This window comes from Mitsuaria sp. PDC51, from assembly GCF_900113225.1.
GTDB lineage: Bacteria > Pseudomonadota > Gammaproteobacteria > Burkholderiales > Burkholderiaceae_C > Roseateles.
Genome location: NZ_FOZE01000004.1, coordinates 47578 through 64059 on the forward strand (window position 1 = coordinate 47578; position 16482 = coordinate 64059).

The window sequence follows — 16482 nt, forward strand, 5'->3', positions numbered from 1 at the left end:
GGGGTCAGGCCTTGGCCTTGGACTTCGTGCCGGTCTTCACCGTCGTCTTCTTGGCCGCGGGCTTGGCGGCCGCCTTCTTGGCCGCCGGTCTGGCGGCCGGCTTGGCGGCAGCGACCTTGGGCGACAGCTTCTTCACCGCCGGCTTCTTGCTGCCGACCTTCACCGTCTCGACCACTTCCTTCTTCGCCGCGGGCTTGCGCGCGGTCTTGGCGGCGGTCGCGCCGGTCGTCGTCTTCTTCGCCGGCGCCTTGGCGGCGGGCTTGGTCGCGGCGGCCTTCGCGGCGGGGGCCTTCTTTGCGGCGGTCTTCGCGGTCGTTGTCTTGGCCGCGGCGGACTTGGTGCCGGTGGCGCGCGTGGGCGCCTTCTTCGACGCGGTCGCGACGGCCTCGCCATCGGCGGACTTGGCCTTGGCCGGCTTCTTCGCCGACTTGGCGGCCTTCTTCGCCTTGGGCGCGTCCTCGTCCTCGTCGTCCATCGGCTCGGAGGCCTTCACCAGCTTCGTGCCGCTGTTGCCCAGCTTGAGCTTGACCGGCTTGCCGCCCCAGATTTCCTCGAGGTGGTAGTACTGGCGGATCGCCGGCTGCATCAGGTGCACGACGGCCGCGCCGCAGTCCACGATGATCCATTCGCCGTTGTCCTCGCCCTCGGTGCGCATCACCTGCATGCCGCGCTTCTTGACCGTCTCCCGCACGCTGGACGCCAGCGCCTTGGTCTGCCGGTTGCTCGTGCCCGACGCGATGATCACGCGCTCGAACAGGGGCGACAGGCGCTCGGTGTCGAAGACCAGGATGTCCTGCGCCTTCACATCCTCCAGACCATCGACGATGGCACGTTCCAGTTTCTTGATGTCCATTCAGTTCTCACTGTAGAGACGGTGCCGGGCAATATACCCCGCCACCTCGTCGCCCACCACGGGCCTCACGTCAGCGCCCTCGGCCGCCAGTCGGCGGGCCTCGGTGGATGACCATTGCAGCGCCGGCATCACCAGCCGGACCAGCCGATGCGGCCGCTCCAGCAGCGCCGCCGGCGCCCTCACCTCGTCCTGCGCGCGGGCGGCCACCGCCAGCCCCATGCGCTCGACCAGTTCCTCCCAGCCGTTCCAGCTCGGGAAGCCGGCCAGCTGGTCCTGTCCCAGGATCAGCCAGAGCGCGTCGCCCGGCCGTTCCTGCTGATACTCGCGCACCGAGTCGAGCGTGTAGCTCGGCCCGGCGCGCCGGATCTCGCGATCGTCGAGGACGAAACGCGGATCGCCGCCCTCGCCCGCGATCGTCAACCGGACCATCTCGGCCCGGTGCGCCGCGCCGGCCATCCGGCGGCCCGACTTCTGCCACGGCTGCCCGGCGACGATCCAGCGCACCTCGTCCAGCGCGAGCTGGTCCAGCGCCGCGTGCGCCAGCGCCAGGTGGGCGCGATGCACCGGATCGAACGACCCGCCGAACCATCCGACCTGTCGCGCGCGGTTCGAATGGCTGCTGCTCACTCGGAACCCTTCAGAACCAGAGGTGCGTCGGCACCTCGTCCGCCCAGTCGCGCGGGCGGAGGAAGTCGGTGTAGAGCCGGGCCTCGGGCGAGCCGTCCTCGGGCTGCCAGTCGTAGCGCCAGCGCGCCACCGGCGGCATCGACATCAGGATCGATTCGGTGCGCCCGCCCGACTGCAGCCCGAACAGCGTGCCCCGGTCGAAGACGAGATTGAACTCGACGTAGCGTCCGCGGCGGTAGGCCTGGAAGTCACGCTCGCGCTCGCCGTAGGCCAGGCCGTGACGGCGCTCGACGATGGGCTCGTAGGCCGGCAGGAAGGCATCGCCCACCGACTGCAGCAGGCCGAAGGCGTTGTCGATGCCGCCCTCGGCGAAGTCGTCGAAGAAGATGCCGCCGACGCCGCGCGGCTCGTTGCGGTGCTTCAGGTGGAAGTACTCGTCGCACCACTGCTTGAAGCGCGGATAGAGGTCCTGGCCATGCGGCTCCAGCGCGGCGCGACAGGTGCGGTGGAAGTGCTGCGCGTCGCGCTCGAAGCCGTAGTACGGCGTCAGGTCCATGCCGCCGCCGAACCAGACGACCGGATCGCGGTCGGCGGGCAGCGCCGCGAACATGCGCACATTCATGTGGACCGTCGGCACGAACGGGTTGTGCGGGTGCATCACCAGCGAGACGCCCATCGCCTCGAACGGCGATCCGGCCAGTTCGGGCCGATGGGCCGTCGCCGACGGTGGCAGCACCCGGCCGCGCACATGCGAGAAATTGACGCCGCCGCGCTCGAACACCGCGCCGTTCTCGATCAGGCGCACCAGGCCGTCGCCCTCCAGGCGGCCGCCGGGCTCGCGCTGCCAGGCATCGCTGATGAAGGCCTGGCCGTCCAGGCGCTCCAGCGTCGTGACGATCCGCTGCTGCAGGCCGAGCAGGTAGTCGCGCACCAACTGCGTGTTCATCGGAAATCTCCGTCCTGACGCGCCCGGGGCGCGCCTTCATTGGGCTTGAAGCGGATCAGGCCGGCCTGGTCGGGCCGCTTGCCTTGGCGCCCCTGCAGCACCTGCGCGAACAGCGCCAGGTCCCGCTCGGGATCGCCGCTGAGCTCGACGAAGTCGGTGAAGATCACCTGCTTCGTCGCGAAGTCGAACGACGCCAGCCCCACCGGCACGCCGGCCTGCACCGCCACGTGGTACGCGCCCGACTTCCAGTGGTCGACATAGCCGCGCGTGCCCTCGGGCGCGACGATCAGCCAGAACGACTCGCCGCGCGACTTGGCGTCGAGCATCTGGCGCACGGTGTCGCCGACCAGCCCGTTGGCCGAGCGCCGGTTCACCGCCACGCCGCCGATCGCGCGCATCCAGTGACCGACCAGCGGCAGCTTGAACAGGCTGTCCTTGGCCCAGAACCGGAGCTCGAAACCCAGGCTCCACTTCGTCAGCACGCCGACCGGGAAATCCCAGTTGGAGGTGTGCGGGTACACCATCACCACGCCCTGCCGCGCCGGCAGGCCCTGGCAGACGATGCGCCAGCCGAAGAGCCGCAGCACCGCCCGCGCCAGCGCGCTGCCGCGCGGCATCGGCGTCAGCGCGCCGGTCCAGCGGCGCGGCAGGGCGCGCGCCTCGCCGTCCGCGGGGCGGGCGTCGAGGGTCTGCGGCAAGTCGAGGCTCAAGATGGGCAGCGGCGAGGAAAGGCAGTGGACCGGCTTCAGCGCTTGATGGCGCGATAACCGATGTCCTGGCGGTACTGCTTGCCGTCGAACTGGATCGACTGCGCGGTCTGATAGGCCAGCTGCTGGGCATGGCGCACCGCCTCGCCCAGCGCGGTCACGCACAGCACGCGGCCGCCGCTGGTGACGAGCTGGCCGTCCTCGCGCAGCGTCGTGCCGGCATGGAAGACCATCGCGTCCTCGCCGTCCTCGGGCAGGCCGGTGATCGCATCGCCCTTGCGCGGCGACAGCGGATAACCGCTGGCGGCCATCACGACGCCCAGCGCCGCGCGGCGGTCCCACTGCAGCTCGACCTGGTCGAGCGTGCCGTCGGTGGCGTGCATCAGGACCTCGAACAGGTCGCTCTTCAGACGCATCATGATCGGCTGCGTCTCGGGGTCGCCCATGCGGGTGTTGAACTCGACGGTGCGCGGCTGGCCGTGCGCGTCGATCATCAGGCCGGCGTAGAGGAAACCGGTGAACGGGGTGCCGTCGCGGGCCATGCCCTGGATCGTCGGCATGACGATCTCGTGCATCACCTTGGCGTGGACGTTGGGCGTCACCACCGGCGCCGGCGAGTACGCGCCCATGCCGCCGGTGTTGGGGCCCTGGTCGGCGTCGAGCAGGCGCTTGTGGTCCTGGCTGGTGGCCAGCGGCAGGACGTTGCGGCCGTCGCACAGCACGATGAAGCTGGCTTCCTCGCCTTCGAGGAACTGCTCGATGACGACGCGCGCGCCGCCCTCGTTGTGGACCACGCCCAGCTTGTTGTCGGCCAGGATCCAGTCGATCGCCTCATGCGCCTCGGCCAGCGTCATCGCCACGACCACGCCCTTGCCCGCCGCCAGGCCGTCGGCCTTGATGACGATGGGCGCGCCCTGCGCGTCGACGTAGGCATGGGCCAGCGCGGCGTCGCTGAAGGTCTCGTAGGCGGCGGTCGGGATGCCGTGGCGCTTCATGAACTCCTTGGCGAAGGCCTTGGAGCTCTCCAGCTGCGCGGCCGCCTTGGTCGGGCCGAAGATGCGCAGGCCGCGGGCGCGGAACTCGTCGACGACGCCGGCGGCCAGGAAGGCCTCGGGGCCGACCACCGTCAGCGCGATCTTCTGCTCGACGGCGAAGTCGGCCAGCGCCTTCACGTCGGTGATCGGGACGTTCTTCAGGAGCGGATCGCGCGCGGTGCCGCCGTTGCCGGGGGCCACGAACACCTGCGTGACGCGCGCGCCCTGCGCCAGCCGCCAGGCCAGCGCGTGCTCGCGGCCACCATTGCCAAGGACCAGGACCTTCATTCGGACAGGCTCGCGTTGTGATAGACCTCCTGGACGTCGTCCAGGTCCTCGATGACGTCCAGCAGCTTCTGCATGCGCGCGGCGTCGTCGCCAGCCAGGTCGATGGTGTTCTCGGCCCGCATGGTGACCTCGGCGATCTCGGGCTTGAGGCCGGCGGCCTCCAGCGCGTTCTTCACCGCTTCATAGTCGCCGGGGGCGGTCAGCACCTCGATGGCGCCGTCGTCGTCGGTCAGGACGTCCTCGGCGCCGGCTTCCAGCGCCACCTCCATGACCTTGTCCTCGGACGTGCCGGGCGCGAAGACCAGTTGGCCGCAGTGCTTGAACTGGAAGGCCACCGAGCCTTCGGTGCCCAGGTTGCCGCCGTACTTGCTGAAGGCGTGACGGACCTCCGCGACGGTGCGCACGCGGTTGTCGGTCATGCAGTCGACGATGATCGCGGCGCCGCCGATGCCGTAGCCTTCGTAGCGGATTTCCTCGTAGGTCACGCCGTCGAGGTTGCCGGTGGCCTTGTCGACGTTGCGCTTGATGTTGTCGGCCGGCATGTTGGCGGCCTTGGCCTTCTCGATCGCCAGGCGCAGGCGGGGGTTCATGGTGATGTCGCCGCCGCCGGTGCGCGCGGCGACGATGATTTCACGGGTCAGACGGGTCCAGACCTTGCCGCGCTTCTCGTCCTGGCGGCCCTTGCGGTGCTGGATGTTGGCCCATTTGGAATGCCCTGCCATGTCCTCGTTCTCCTATGAACGACGGCCCGGAAAAACTCCGGGCCGGCGCTGTTGATGCTTCGTTAGACTGCGATTTTAGCTTTTTGCCTCTGGAGACTTCCGCATGGCCGACCCGATCCTGCTGGCCCGCCACGGCGACACCGAATGCCAGCTGCTTCCGGCGCTGGCCAACCGGCACGGCCTGATCACCGGCGCGACCGGCACGGGCAAGACGATCAGCCTGCAGAAACTGGCCGAATCCTTCAGCCAGATGGGGGTGCCGGTCTTCATGGCGGACGTCAAGGGCGACCTGACCGGCATCTCCCAGGCGGGCGCGCCGTCGACCAAGCTGCTGGCGGTGCTGAAGGAACGCGGCATCTCGCCGCCGGCCCCGATCGCCTGCCCGACCACGCTGTGGGACGTCTTCGGCGAGCAGGGCCATCCGGTGCGGGCGACCGTCTCCGACATGGGGCCGCTGCTGCTGTCGCGGATGCTGGGCCTGAACGAGACCCAGGCCGGCGTGATGCAGATGGTCTTCAAGATCGCCGACGACCACGGCCTGGCGCTGCTGGACCTGAAGGACCTGCGCGCGATGCTGCAGCACGTCGGGGAGAACGCCAGCGAGTTCACGACCCAGTACGGCAACGTCTCGGCCGCCAGCGTCGGCGCGATCCAGCGCGGCCTGCTGCAGATCGAGGCCCAAGGCGGCGACAAGTTCTTCGGCGAGCCGATGCTCGACATCCACGATTTCATGCAGACCTCGGATGGATTGGGCGTCATCAACATCCTGGCCGCCGACAAGCTGATGGCCGCGCCGCGGCTGTACGCGACCTTCCTGCTGTGGATGCTGTCGGAACTGTTCGAGACGCTGCCGGAGGTGGGCGACCTGGACAAGCCCAAGCTGGTGTTCTTCTTCGACGAGGCCCACCTGCTGTTCAAGGACGCGCCGGCGGCGCTGGTCGAGCGCATCGAGCTGGTCGTGCGGCTGGTGCGCTCCAAGGGCGTCGGCGTGTATTTCGTGACGCAGAACCCGCTGGACATTCCGGACACGGTGCTGGGCCAGCTCGGCAACCGGGTGCAGCACGCGCTGCGCGCGTTCACGCCGCGCGACCAGAAGGCGGTCAAGGCGGCGGCGGACACGATGCGGCCCAAGCCGGGACTGGACGTCGCGATGGCGATCACCGAGCTGGGCGTCGGCGAGGCGCTGGTCAGCCTGCTCGACGAGAAGGGCCGGCCCTGCATCACCGAGCGGGTCTTCGTGCTGCCGCCCGGCAGCCAGATCGGCCCGATCACGCCGGAGCAGCGCAAAGCGCTGCTGGCCGGGTCGCTGGTCGCGGGGGTCTATGAGAAGCAGGTCGACCGCGAGTCGGCCTACGAGAAACTGACCGGCCGGGCCGCCGCGACGGCGGACGCGGCGCAGCAGCCGTCGCAGTCCGGCGCGCCGCGCGGCAGCGCCGGCGCCGGCTCGATGGCTGAAGAAGCCGACCAGGCCCTGCGCCGCGCGCCGACGACCGGCCGCGGCGGCGCCCCCGCGCCCGCGCCCGCCGAGGACGACGGCGGCATGCTCGGCGGCCTCAAGGACGTGCTGTTCGGCAGCACCGGGCCGCGCGGCGGTCGCCGCGAAGGGCTGGCCGAGGCCGCGGCCAAGTCGGCGCTGCGGTCGATCGGGTCCTCGGTCGGACGGGAGATCGTCCGCGGCGTGCTGGGCAGCTTGCTCGGCGGGGCGACCAAGCGGCGCCGCTGAGCGGTCTGCGCCGCAAGGCTTCCCTCGGGAGAGCCCCCTCACCCTAGCCCTCTCCCCCTCTCGGGGGCGAGGGGATGGCTTGCTGGCGAGGGGCAGCGCTGTGGGCTCCCTCTCCCGCTTGCGGGAGAGCAACCGTGTCAAGCGCTTTCGATTTGCCTCCATGGTTGACCGGACTTGAGGATGGCGTTGAGGATGATCAGCAGCTTGCGCATGCACGCGGTCATGGCGACCTTGTAGGCCCTGCCCGCGGCTTTCAGGCGGTCATACAGCGCCTTGATCGGCCCATTGCATCGCCTGGCGGTGAACACGGCCATATACAGCGTGCTGCGCACATCCGCGCGTCCGCCCTGGATATAGCGCTGGCCGCGCCGCCTGCCGCTGTCGTCGGCAAACGGCGCCACCCCCACCAGCGCCGCCAGGCGCTTGCGGTCCAGGCTGCCCAACTCCGGCAAGCGTCCCAGCAGCATCGAGATCGTGACTCGGCCAATGCCCGGCACGCTGTCGAGCAGCTCGTACTTGGGCTGGTAGATCGTCGAGTCCTTCAAGCGACCGTCCAGATCCTTGTCGATCTCCTTGATCCGCTTGTCCAGCCATTCGATGTGGTGTCGCACGCTGGTGCGCGCCACGTGCTTGACCGTGGCCAAGCGGTTCTTCTCCTGCGCGCGCATGCTCACCAGCTGCGCGCGTCGGTCCACCAACTCGATGATCTCCTGCTGCGTCTCGTCCGGCAGCGCGTACACCTGGGGGCGGGTGGCCTGAGCAAACTTGGCCAACACCTGCGCGTCCAGCCGGTCCGTCTTGGCAAGAACGCCAATTGATCGGGCGAAGTCGCGCACCTTCTTCGGATTCACCACCGCCACGGCGACCCCCGCTGCACACAGCTCGCTGGCCATCGCCGCCTCGAAGCCTCCCGTCGCTTCCAGCACCACCAGCGTCGGCGCCAACCGCTGGAGCTGTTTCACGAGCACCGCGCGCCCAGCCTCGTCATTGCTCACTCTGGATGTCAACTCGCCTGGCGCGTCCTTCAATGGGCTGGACACCTGGGCCACATCCAGCCAAGCCTTGCAAACGTCGACGCCGACGAAGATCTCTGCGTTCATGACAGTGCCCTTCCTTGTGTTCGATACGGCCTCAATGGACCTCACAACCGTTCGGGCTGTCTGTTCATGACGAACCGAGGTCGGCCGCCACGACCCTCGCTCTCCCTCGGTATGGCGCCCAAGCGCCTACCCTGGGCGGGTCGGCCTGTGGCGGCCTGGGCGTACTTTGCTACATACAAGGGCGGGGGTGAGGGTCTTCGAACGCTCGCCCGGCCCCTCTCCGCCTGACAAGGCTCAGGCGTTGGCCGCCGGAGCATGGGGCCACAGGCGGCAAGCGCCTGAACCCCATGCCCCGCCGTCCCCAACCACCGTCGCACGTCGACGAGTTCCCCGGCGAAGCTCGAGCGGAGACCGTGCGCGACCCGGATGGCGAACGGCGGCGACAACTCGCGCCGCTGGGCAGCGCTTCGTCGCAGGCCGCTGGGCGCGGCGGCGCCCGTCCGCAACAGTCGCGTCCATCGAACACGACCTGCCACCGGAGCCCGCCATGCACCCCACCCCGCTAGAAATCCTCACCCACGTGCCCAAGTACGTCTGGGTCATCCTGCTGGTGATCACGATCATCGGTCTGCGGCAGTGCCGCGAGACCGCGATGCGGCCGCGCCGCCTGGTGATCCTGCCGGCCCTGTGGCTGATCTTCGGCGCCTGGGGCGTGGAGAAGAGCTTCGGTCTGGACGGCCTGCCGGGCCTGGCCTGGCTCGTGGGCATCGGGCTCGGCGCAGGCACGGTCCGCGCGCTGCGCTGGCCCGGACAGGCGCGTTTCGACGCCACCACCCGCCGCTTCATCGTCCCGGGCAGCTGGGTGCCGCTCGCGCTGATGCTGAGCATCTTCGCGCTGAAGTTCGCCTCCGGTATGAGCCTGGCCATGCACCCGGACCAGGCCACCCACCTCGGCATCGCAATGGCCTCCAGCGCCGCGTTCGGCCTGTTCAGCGGCGCCTTCCTCGGACGGGCGATCAACATCCTGGCCGTGCGGCCGCGCAGCGGCGGCCCGGTGGTGGCCTGACCGCGGCCCGGACGAGGCCGGATCGCCGACACTCCCTGCCCATGCGCCCCCTGCCCCTCCCCCCGCCGCTGCACTGGTTCCTGCGCCACGTGCTGCTGGTGCTGTTGTTGACGGTGGTCGTGTCGATCGCCCTGGTGGTGGTGTTCAACCAGTCGCCGGGACCGACGCTGGTCTACTGCTTCTTCATCTCGCTCTTCTGCGCGACCTGCATCAACCTGCTGCGCTTCGGGCTGGGCTGGCTGCGCTGGCAGGCCCTGCAGCGTCTCGGTCGCGCGCCCCGCGACGCGTTCGACTGGCCCGGCTGGCCGCTCATGACGGTGTGCCTGATCCTGGGCACCGGCCTGGGCTACAGCATCGGCCTGGAGGTGGGCAACTTCGTGACCGGCTTCCAGGAGCGCAGCCTGCTGGCCAGCCCGCTGCGCCGGGTGCTGGCCGTGATGGTGATCTCGCTGATCCCAGGCTTCGCCGCCACCTTCTTTCTGCTGTACCGCCACCGGATGGCAAGCGCCGAGGCCAATGCCGAGACGCTGCGCCGCCAGGCCGCCGAGACGCAGCTGCGGCTGCTCGAGTCGCAGCTCGAGCCGCACATGCTGTTCAACACGCTGGCCAACCTGCGGGTGCTGATCGGCCTGGACGCCGAACGCGCGCAGGCGATGCTGGACCACCTCATCGCCTTCCTGCGGGCGACGCTCTCCGCCTCCCGCGTGGAGCGCCACCCCCTCAAGGACGAATTCGCCCGGTTGGCCGACTATCTGGCGCTGATGCAGGTGCGGATGGGCGCGCGCTTGCGCTTCGAGTTCGAGCTGCCGGAGACGCTGCGCGAGCTGCCGGTGCCGCCGCTGCTGCTGCAGCCGCTGGTGGAGAACGCGATCAAACACGGCCTGGAGCCGCATGTGGGCGGCGGCACGCTGCGGGTGTGCGCGTCAGCCGCGGACGGTCAGCTGTGGCTGGACGTGGAGGACGACGGTGCCGGTTTCGATCCGGCACGGCCGGCGACACCCGACGGCGGCTTCGGCACGGTGCAGGTCCGCGAGCGGCTCGCCGTGGCCTTCGGCCCGCGCGCGGCGCTGGAACTGTCGCGCCTGGACCTGTCCCGCCCGACCGGCGGCGGCACCCGCGCGCGGATCCGACTGCCGCTGCCGGCTCCGGCCTGATCAAGCGCTGCCCGCAAGCCTCGCTCTTCCGACTGCCGCACGCTCGTGCCCGTCGCCCGCGCCGTTCAAGCTGCCCCCTTCATTCCCGCTTCATTCCCCTCTTCAATCCCTCTTGAATCCCTCTTCACATGGAGACGCCCGCATGCCCACCGCCCTGATCGCCGAAGACGAGGACCTGCTGGCCGCCCATCTGCGCCAGGAACTGAAAGCGCTGTGGCCGGCGCTGGACATCGTCGCGATGGCGACGCACGGTGAGGAGGCGGTGACGCTGGCGCTCCGGCACCAGCCCGAGGTCTGCTTCCTGGACATCCGCATGCCGGGCATGACGGGACTCGAGGCGGCGGCGCAGCTGGCCGACGAGTGGCCGGACGGGACACCGTTCCCGTTGCTGGTCTTCGTCACCGCCTATGACCAGTTCGCGCTCCAGGCCTTCGAGCGCGCCGCGGTGGACTACCTGCTCAAGCCGGTGCAACGGGAGCGCCTGGCGCAGACGGTGGCCCGGCTGCAGGCCGCGCTCGCGCAGCGGCAGGCGCCGCCCGCGACCCTGGCCTCGGCGATCGATCAGCTGCGTGGGTTGCTGGGCGTGCAGGCCGCGAGCGCGAAGCCGGCGGGCGGCAGCCCCGTCGCGCCGCTGCGGCACCTGCAGGTCGGCGTCGGCGACGCCATCGTGCTGGTGCCGCTGGACGAGGTCGTCTACCTGGAAGCGGCGGACAAGTACGTCCGCGTGATGACGGCGGACCAGGAATACCTGGTGCGGATCTCGCTGCGCGAGCTGCTCCCGCAGCTCGATGCGCAGCGCTTCTGGCAGGTGCACCGCGGACACATCGTGCATGTCGACGCCATCGACCGCGTGCATCGCGATGACACCGGCAAGCTGACCCTGCGGCTGCGCCACCGGCCGGAGAAGCTGGCGGTGAGCCGGATGTACGGGCATCTGTTCAAGGCGATGTGAGGCGGCAGCCGGACTGCCGCCTCCCTCTCGTCAGATGACGGCCATGCCGGAGGCGGTCTTCACGGACAGCAAGGCATCGCCATCGAGCGCCGTGACCAGGATCGACAACCCGTAGATCCCGCGCCCGCCCTCGCTCGTGACCGTCAGCGCGATCGTGCCGTCCTTGAGCACCTCCTTGAAGAAGAAGTCGTCGCGCGTCGCTTCGGTATAGCCAGCGGTCAACGCGCTCAGGTCGAGCACGTCGCCCTCGCTGCGCTTGTAGTCGAGGACGAGGTCCACGCCGGTCTGCCCCTTGAACCATCGGAAGGTGTCGGCGCCGGCCCCGCCGGTGAAGAAGTCACTGTCCGGGGAGGCGTTCAGCACGTCGTTGCCCGCCGTACCGCGTTCCTCATGGTTCAACGCCCATTTGCCGCCTGAGGACTCGTCCAGTCGCATGACCAGCGCAGGCTGGAGGCTCGCCGGCTCCGAGCTCATCTTCACCGGCACCTCCATGGCATTGCCCGCGCTGTCGATGGCGTAGAGCCGCAGAGCGCCATGCATGTTGCTGCGAACACTTCGGCTGCCGGCAGCAAACATCATGAGCTGGCCGCTGCTCACCGCACCGGGTTGCCAATCCTGAACATTCACGAGGCTCTTGCCGTAGCTCACGAACACCAGCTCGACATCTTCCTGCGAGGTCACCGTCAAGCTGCCATCCTTGCCACGATCCGCGACCACCGTGGGCGCGGTGGTGTCGTAGTCGAACTCCAGGCGCCGGATCCCGCTCTCGTTGCCCGCGATGTCGACCTGCCGGACCTGCAATTCATGGCGCCCCGGCGACAGCTGCGCTGGCGGCTTGAAGTTGCTGCCGGCGCCGCTCCACCAATCCTGCCCCCCATTGAGGCTGTAGAGCCACCGGCTGCCCGACTCCAGGCCCACGTCGATGGACCCGTTGGCATTGAGCGCCTTGCTGGCCAGGTAGAACTGCTCCACTTCCGGAAAATTGCCTGGCCGGTTTGCCCAGTAAGTCCGGGCCGCGGAATTGAAGGTCAAGGTCGGCGCGTCGGCCTTGGTGTCCAAGCTGAACTTCAGCTCGGTCGCGGCGCTGACATTGCCGGCGAGATCCACCTGCCGCACCAGCACCCGCTTGTCCCCATCGCCGGAGAACTCGCTCGCGGCGATGGACGTCCCGGTCCCGGCGGTCCAGGTGAGGCCGTCGCGGCTGTACTGCCACTGCGCATCGTCCTCCAGACCGCCGATGTTGACCGTCGCCACCGAGGTGATCCGGTCGGTGGCGCTGACGCCGGTGTCCTGCGCCAGGCTCACTGTCGGCGCAGCCACGACCCGATCGAGCGTGAAGTTCAGCATCGCACTGCTGACGTTGTCGGCGACGTCGGTCTGGCGGACTTCGACGGTGTAGGTGGTGTCGATGTGGAACTCGCTGGCCGCGATGCGGTCCCCGCTGCCGGTTCTCCAGGCGCTGCCGCCGATGCGGTATTCCCAGCGATGGCCCGGCTCGAGGCCGGTCACGACGATGCCGGCCTCGTTGGTGACACGGTCGCCGGCGGTGCCCGAGTCCTTCACCAGGGCGAGTGCGAGCGGAGGGCCTTGCCGGTCCAGCGTGAAGTCCAGCGTCGCGGTGCTCACATTGCCCGCGGCGTCGATCTGCCGGACCTCGAGGGACTTGGTGCCGTCGGCGCCGAACTCGCTGGCGGCAATGCGGTCGCCGCTGCCGGTCGTCCAGGCGCCGCCACCGATGCGGTACTCCCAGCGGTTGCCCAGCTCGACGCCGGTCACGGCGATGGTGGCGTCGTTGGTGATGCGGTCAGTGGCGACGCCGGAGTCGTTCAGCAGCGCGACCGCGATCGGGTCGACCTGCCGGTCCAGCGTGAAGTCGAGCGTCGCCGAACTCACGTTGCCCGCGACGTCGATCTGCCGCACCTCCAGCGTCTTGCTGCCGTCGGCGCCGAACTCGCTGGCCGCGATGCGGTCGCCGCTGCCGGTCTTCCAGGCGCCTCCGCCGATGCGGTACTCCCAGCGGTTGCCCGACTCGACGCCGGTCACGGCGATGGTGGCGTCGTTGGTGATGCGGTCGCCGGCGGTGCCGGAATCGTTCAGCAGCGCGACTGCGATCTGGCTGACCTGCCGGTCCAGCGTGAAGTCGAGCGTCGCCGAACTCACGTTGCCCGCGACGTCGATCTGCCGCACCTCCAGTGTCTTGGTGCCGTCCGCGCCGAACTCGCTGGCCGCGATGCGGTCGCCGCTGCCGGTCGTCCAGGCGCCGCCACCAATGCGGTACTCCCAGCGGTTGCCCGGCTCGACGCCGGTCACGGCGATGGTGGCGTCGTTGGTGATGCGGTCAGTGGCAACGCCGGAGTCGTTCAGCAGCGCGACCGCGATCGGGTCGACCTGCCGGTCCAGCGTGAAGTCGAGCGTCGCCGAACTCACGTTGCCCGCGCTGTTGGCCTGCCTCACCTCGACGGTGTAAGGACCGTCCTTGGCGAACTCGGTGGCCGGGATGCGGTCGCCACTGCCGGTCTTCCAGGCGCCGTTGCCGATGCGGTACTCCCAGGTCCTGCTCGCGTCCAGGCCGCCCACGGCGATGGCGGCATCGTTGGTGATCCGATCGCCGGCCGTTCCGGAATCATTCACCAGCGCCGCCGACAAGGCGCCGGCTTGCCGGTCCAGCGTGAAATCGAACGTGGCGGAACTCTCGTTCCCGGCCGGGTCGGTCTGGCGAAGCTCGACGGCGTAGCGGCCGTCGGCGCCGAACTCGCTGGCCGCGATGCGGTCGCCGGTGCCCGCCTTCCAGGCGCCGCCGGCGATGCGGTATTCCCAGCGGTTGCCCGGCTCGACGCCGGTCACGGCGATGGTGGCGTCGTTGGTGATGCGGTCGCCGACGACGCCGGAGTCGTTCACCAGCGCGGCCTCGATCGGGCCGACGTGCCGGTCCAGCGTGAAGTCCAGCGTCGCGGTGCTCACGTTGCCCGCGATGTCGATCTGGCGCACCTCGATCTTGTGGGCGCCGTCGGCGCCGAACTCGCTCGCCGCGATGCGGCTGTCGACGCCGGGCTGCCACGCACCGCCGTCGATGCGGTATTCCCAGCGGCAGTCCGGCTCGAGACCGCCGACGATCACCGTGCCGTCGCGGGTGAGCCGGTCGTCCGCCACGCCGGTGTCATTGGCCAGCGCGACGCTCGGCGGCGGCGCGATGCGGTCGAGCTGGAACTCGTACACCGTCGACGCCTGGTTGCCCACCGCGTCCAGGTGCCGGACCTCCACGCGCTGCCAGCCGTCCGTGGCGCGCTCGAATTCCCGCCCATCGATGAGGACGCCGGACCCGGTCTTCCATTCCCCACCGTTGATGCGGTAGTCCCAGCTGCCGCCCCATTCGATGTCGAGCACCCGCAGCGTGCCGTCGCGGGTGATCCGGTCATCGGCCGTCCCGGTGTCGTTCACCAGGGACACGGTCGGCGCGGCGGCCTGGCGGCGCAGGTCGAAGGCGAGGGTCGAACCGGCTTCATTGCCTGCCGCGTCGATCTGCCGCACCCGGACCAGTTGGTAGCCATCCGCCACGCCGTCGAAGGCGGCCTTGTCGATGCGATCCCCGTGACCGCGCCGCCATTCGCCGCCGTTGATCTGGTAATCCCAGATCGCCAGGCTCTCCAGGCCGCTGACCAGCACGGTGGGGTCGTTAGTCCGCTTGTCCCCGGACACGCCGGAGTCGACCGCCAACTGGACGCCCGGCGACACGGCGTGGGTGTCCAGGACGAAGTCGAGCGCGGCCGTGCCGCGATTGCCGGCGCCGTCGACATGCCGCACCTCGACCCGGCGCTCGCCGGCCGTCGTGCCGAACTCCGCCGCCGCGATCGTGTCGCCGGTCCCGGTCACCCATGGACCGTCATCGATCCGGTACTCCCAGCGCAGCCCGGACTCCAGGCCGTTCACCTTCACCGTCGCGTCGCGCGTGATGCCGTCGGACGCCGACAGCCCGGTGTCCATCGCGAGCGCGAGCGTCAGCTCCGCCGCGCGGGTGTCGAGCAGGAGGCTCAGGGTGGTGACCGGGCCCTCGTTGCCCGCGGGATCCACCTGCCGGACGCGGATGTCCTTGGCGCCGTCGGCACCGAGTTGCGCGGTGGACAGCGTCGCGTCCGTCCCGTTCCACCAGGTCGCGCCGCCGTCCACGCTGTACTGCCAGCGCGCGTCCGGCTCCAGGCCATCGATGCGGATGCGGCCGTCGTTCGTCCAGCCATCGGTGGCGGAGCTGCCGGTATCCGAGATCAGCGTCAGGCCAGCCCCTGGCGGCGCGATGGTGTCCATGTCGAATCTCAGGCTGGCCACCGGGCTGGGGTGGCCGTCCGCGCTGATCTGCACCACCTGCAGCGACTTGCTGCCGTCCGTACCCAGCGCCGACGGGGCGATCACCGAGCCGCTGCCGGCATGCCAGGTCTTGCCCTCGTCGAGCGAGTATTCCCAGCGCCCGTCCGCCTCGAGCGCGCCGATGCGGATCTCCCCGGCGCTACCGAGCAGGCCTTCCCGCTGGGCGCCCGGCGAGTGCAAGGCCGGCTGCGGCGCCGGCGGCACGCGCACGGCGGGATCGGGATTCGGATTGGGGTTGGGGTCCGGCTTCGGACCGGGATCCGGGTTCGGGTCCGGCTTGGGACCCGGGTCCGGATTGGGATTGGGATTGGGATTGGGATTGGGATTGGGATTGGGATTGGGATTGGGATTGGGATTGGGATTGGGATTGGGATTGGGATTGGGATTGGGATTGGGATTGGGATTGGGATTGGGATCGGGTTTCGGATCCGGTTGGGGATTCGGATTCGGATTCGGATTCGGATTCGGATCCGGCTTCGGGCCCGGGTCGGGCTGGGGCGAGGGCTCACCCTCCGGCTTCGCGTCCGCGCCGCCATTGCCCGAACCTCCCGACAGGGCCACGGCGGACCCCGCTGAGAGCGCCGCCCCCAGCAGCCAGGTCACCATCGCGGCGACGGATTTCTCCGTGGACTTCTCATCCTTGCCGTTCGATCCTTGGACCGCCTCGCCGTTCTCGGTCGGACTTTCGAGCGGGGCGCCGCTCGCGGCCGGGTCCTGCGCGGCGGGCACCGTCTCGGCCTGCCCAGGCTCCTGAGCGGGCGCGGACTCGGCGCTGGATTCCCCTTGATCCTCTTCTTCCTCCGCCAGCCGCCGCGGACGCGCCGACACCTCGGACGGTGGAGCGCCGGCGTCGGCGGGCGCGTGGACTCGGGAAGCACGGTGGGCGGGCGTCGTCGGAAGTTGCATGGCTGCGGCCTTGGAAGGTCGAATGAAAAGTTGGGCAGTATCAAAAGCACCCCGGCGTGCGCGCCATGACTACTCCGCGTCAGATCCTTCGACCGGTCTGACGGA

12 protein-coding genes are annotated in these 16482 nt (G+C 69.7%); 4 read left to right on the top strand and 8 right to left on the bottom strand.

Annotated elements, in window-relative coordinates; all coding sequences use genetic code 11:
* Positions 1–4: 4 nt before the first annotated feature.
* The 6 genes from rsfS to BM393_RS24250 are packed head-to-tail and all read right to left on the bottom strand — an operon-like array spanning position 5 to position 5177.
* Positions 5–853 carry a ribosome silencing factor gene (gene rsfS, locus BM393_RS24225; protein WP_091734002.1) on the bottom strand — a complete coding sequence of 283 codons (849 nt, stop codon included), beginning with the start codon at positions 851–853 and terminating at the stop codon, positions 5–7.
* Positions 854–1480, bottom strand: a complete 627-nt coding sequence (gene nadD / locus BM393_RS24230; protein ID WP_091734004.1) for a nicotinate (nicotinamide) nucleotide adenylyltransferase — start codon at positions 1478–1480, stop codon at positions 854–856.
* 10 nt (positions 1481–1490) lie between these two features.
* Positions 1491–2426 carry an oxygen-dependent coproporphyrinogen oxidase gene (gene hemF, locus BM393_RS24235; RefSeq protein WP_091734006.1) on the bottom strand — a complete coding sequence of 312 codons (936 nt, stop codon included), beginning with the start codon at positions 2424–2426 and terminating at the stop codon, positions 1491–1493.
* A complete protein-coding gene (locus tag BM393_RS24240; protein ID WP_217648520.1) occupies positions 2423–3136 on the bottom strand; it encodes a 1-acyl-sn-glycerol-3-phosphate acyltransferase in 714 nt (237 codons plus the stop codon). Before BM393_RS24240 ends, hemF begins: the two co-directional genes overlap by 4 nt.
* A gap of 35 nt (positions 3137–3171) precedes the next feature.
* Positions 3172–4455: a phosphoribosylamine--glycine ligase gene (gene purD, locus BM393_RS24245; RefSeq protein ID WP_091734008.1), complete on the bottom strand. Its 1284-nt coding sequence runs from the start codon at positions 4453–4455 to the stop codon at positions 3172–3174.
* The gene (locus tag BM393_RS24250) at positions 4452–5177 is read right to left on the bottom strand and encodes a YebC/PmpR family DNA-binding transcriptional regulator (protein ID WP_091734010.1); all 726 of its coding nucleotides are present in this window, start codon (positions 5175–5177) and stop codon (positions 4452–4454) included. The genes purD and BM393_RS24250 overlap by 4 nt, the downstream gene beginning before the upstream one ends.
* A gap of 103 nt (positions 5178–5280) precedes the next feature.
* On the opposite strand from BM393_RS24250, the gene BM393_RS24255 reads away from it, so the two are divergent.
* Positions 5281–6900, top strand: coding sequence for a helicase HerA-like C-terminal domain-containing protein (locus BM393_RS24255; protein ID WP_091734012.1), 1620 nt, complete (start codon positions 5281–5283; stop codon positions 6898–6900).
* Between the two features lie 137 nt (positions 6901–7037).
* On the opposite strand, the gene BM393_RS24260 is transcribed toward BM393_RS24255, so the two are convergent.
* Positions 7038–8000, bottom strand: a complete 963-nt coding sequence (locus BM393_RS24260) for an IS110 family transposase (RefSeq protein WP_091734014.1) — start codon at positions 7998–8000, stop codon at positions 7038–7040.
* Between the two features lie 487 nt (positions 8001–8487).
* Between BM393_RS24260 and BM393_RS24265 the strand changes: the two genes are divergently transcribed.
* The 3 genes from BM393_RS24265 to BM393_RS24275 all read left to right on the top strand — a co-directional run bounded on the left by BM393_RS24265 (position 8488) and on the right by BM393_RS24275 (position 11112).
* Positions 8488–9006: a DUF6622 family protein gene (locus BM393_RS24265; RefSeq protein ID WP_141225478.1), complete on the top strand. Its 519-nt coding sequence runs from the start codon at positions 8488–8490 to the stop codon at positions 9004–9006.
* A 41-nt stretch (positions 9007–9047) separates the two neighbouring features.
* The gene (locus tag BM393_RS24270) at positions 9048–10160 is read left to right on the top strand and encodes a sensor histidine kinase (RefSeq protein ID WP_254783598.1); all 1113 of its coding nucleotides are present in this window, start codon (positions 9048–9050) and stop codon (positions 10158–10160) included.
* Between the two features lie 142 nt (positions 10161–10302).
* Complete coding sequence (locus BM393_RS24275; RefSeq protein WP_091734018.1) at positions 10303–11112, top strand: LytTR family DNA-binding domain-containing protein; 810 nt, start codon at positions 10303–10305, stop codon at positions 11110–11112.
* Positions 11113–11142: 30 nt separating this feature from the next.
* On the opposite strand, the gene BM393_RS24280 is transcribed toward BM393_RS24275, so the two are convergent.
* Positions 11143–16377, bottom strand: a complete 5235-nt coding sequence (locus BM393_RS24280; protein WP_175538497.1) for an Ig-like domain-containing protein — start codon at positions 16375–16377, stop codon at positions 11143–11145.
* Positions 16378–16482 lie beyond the last annotated feature (105 nt).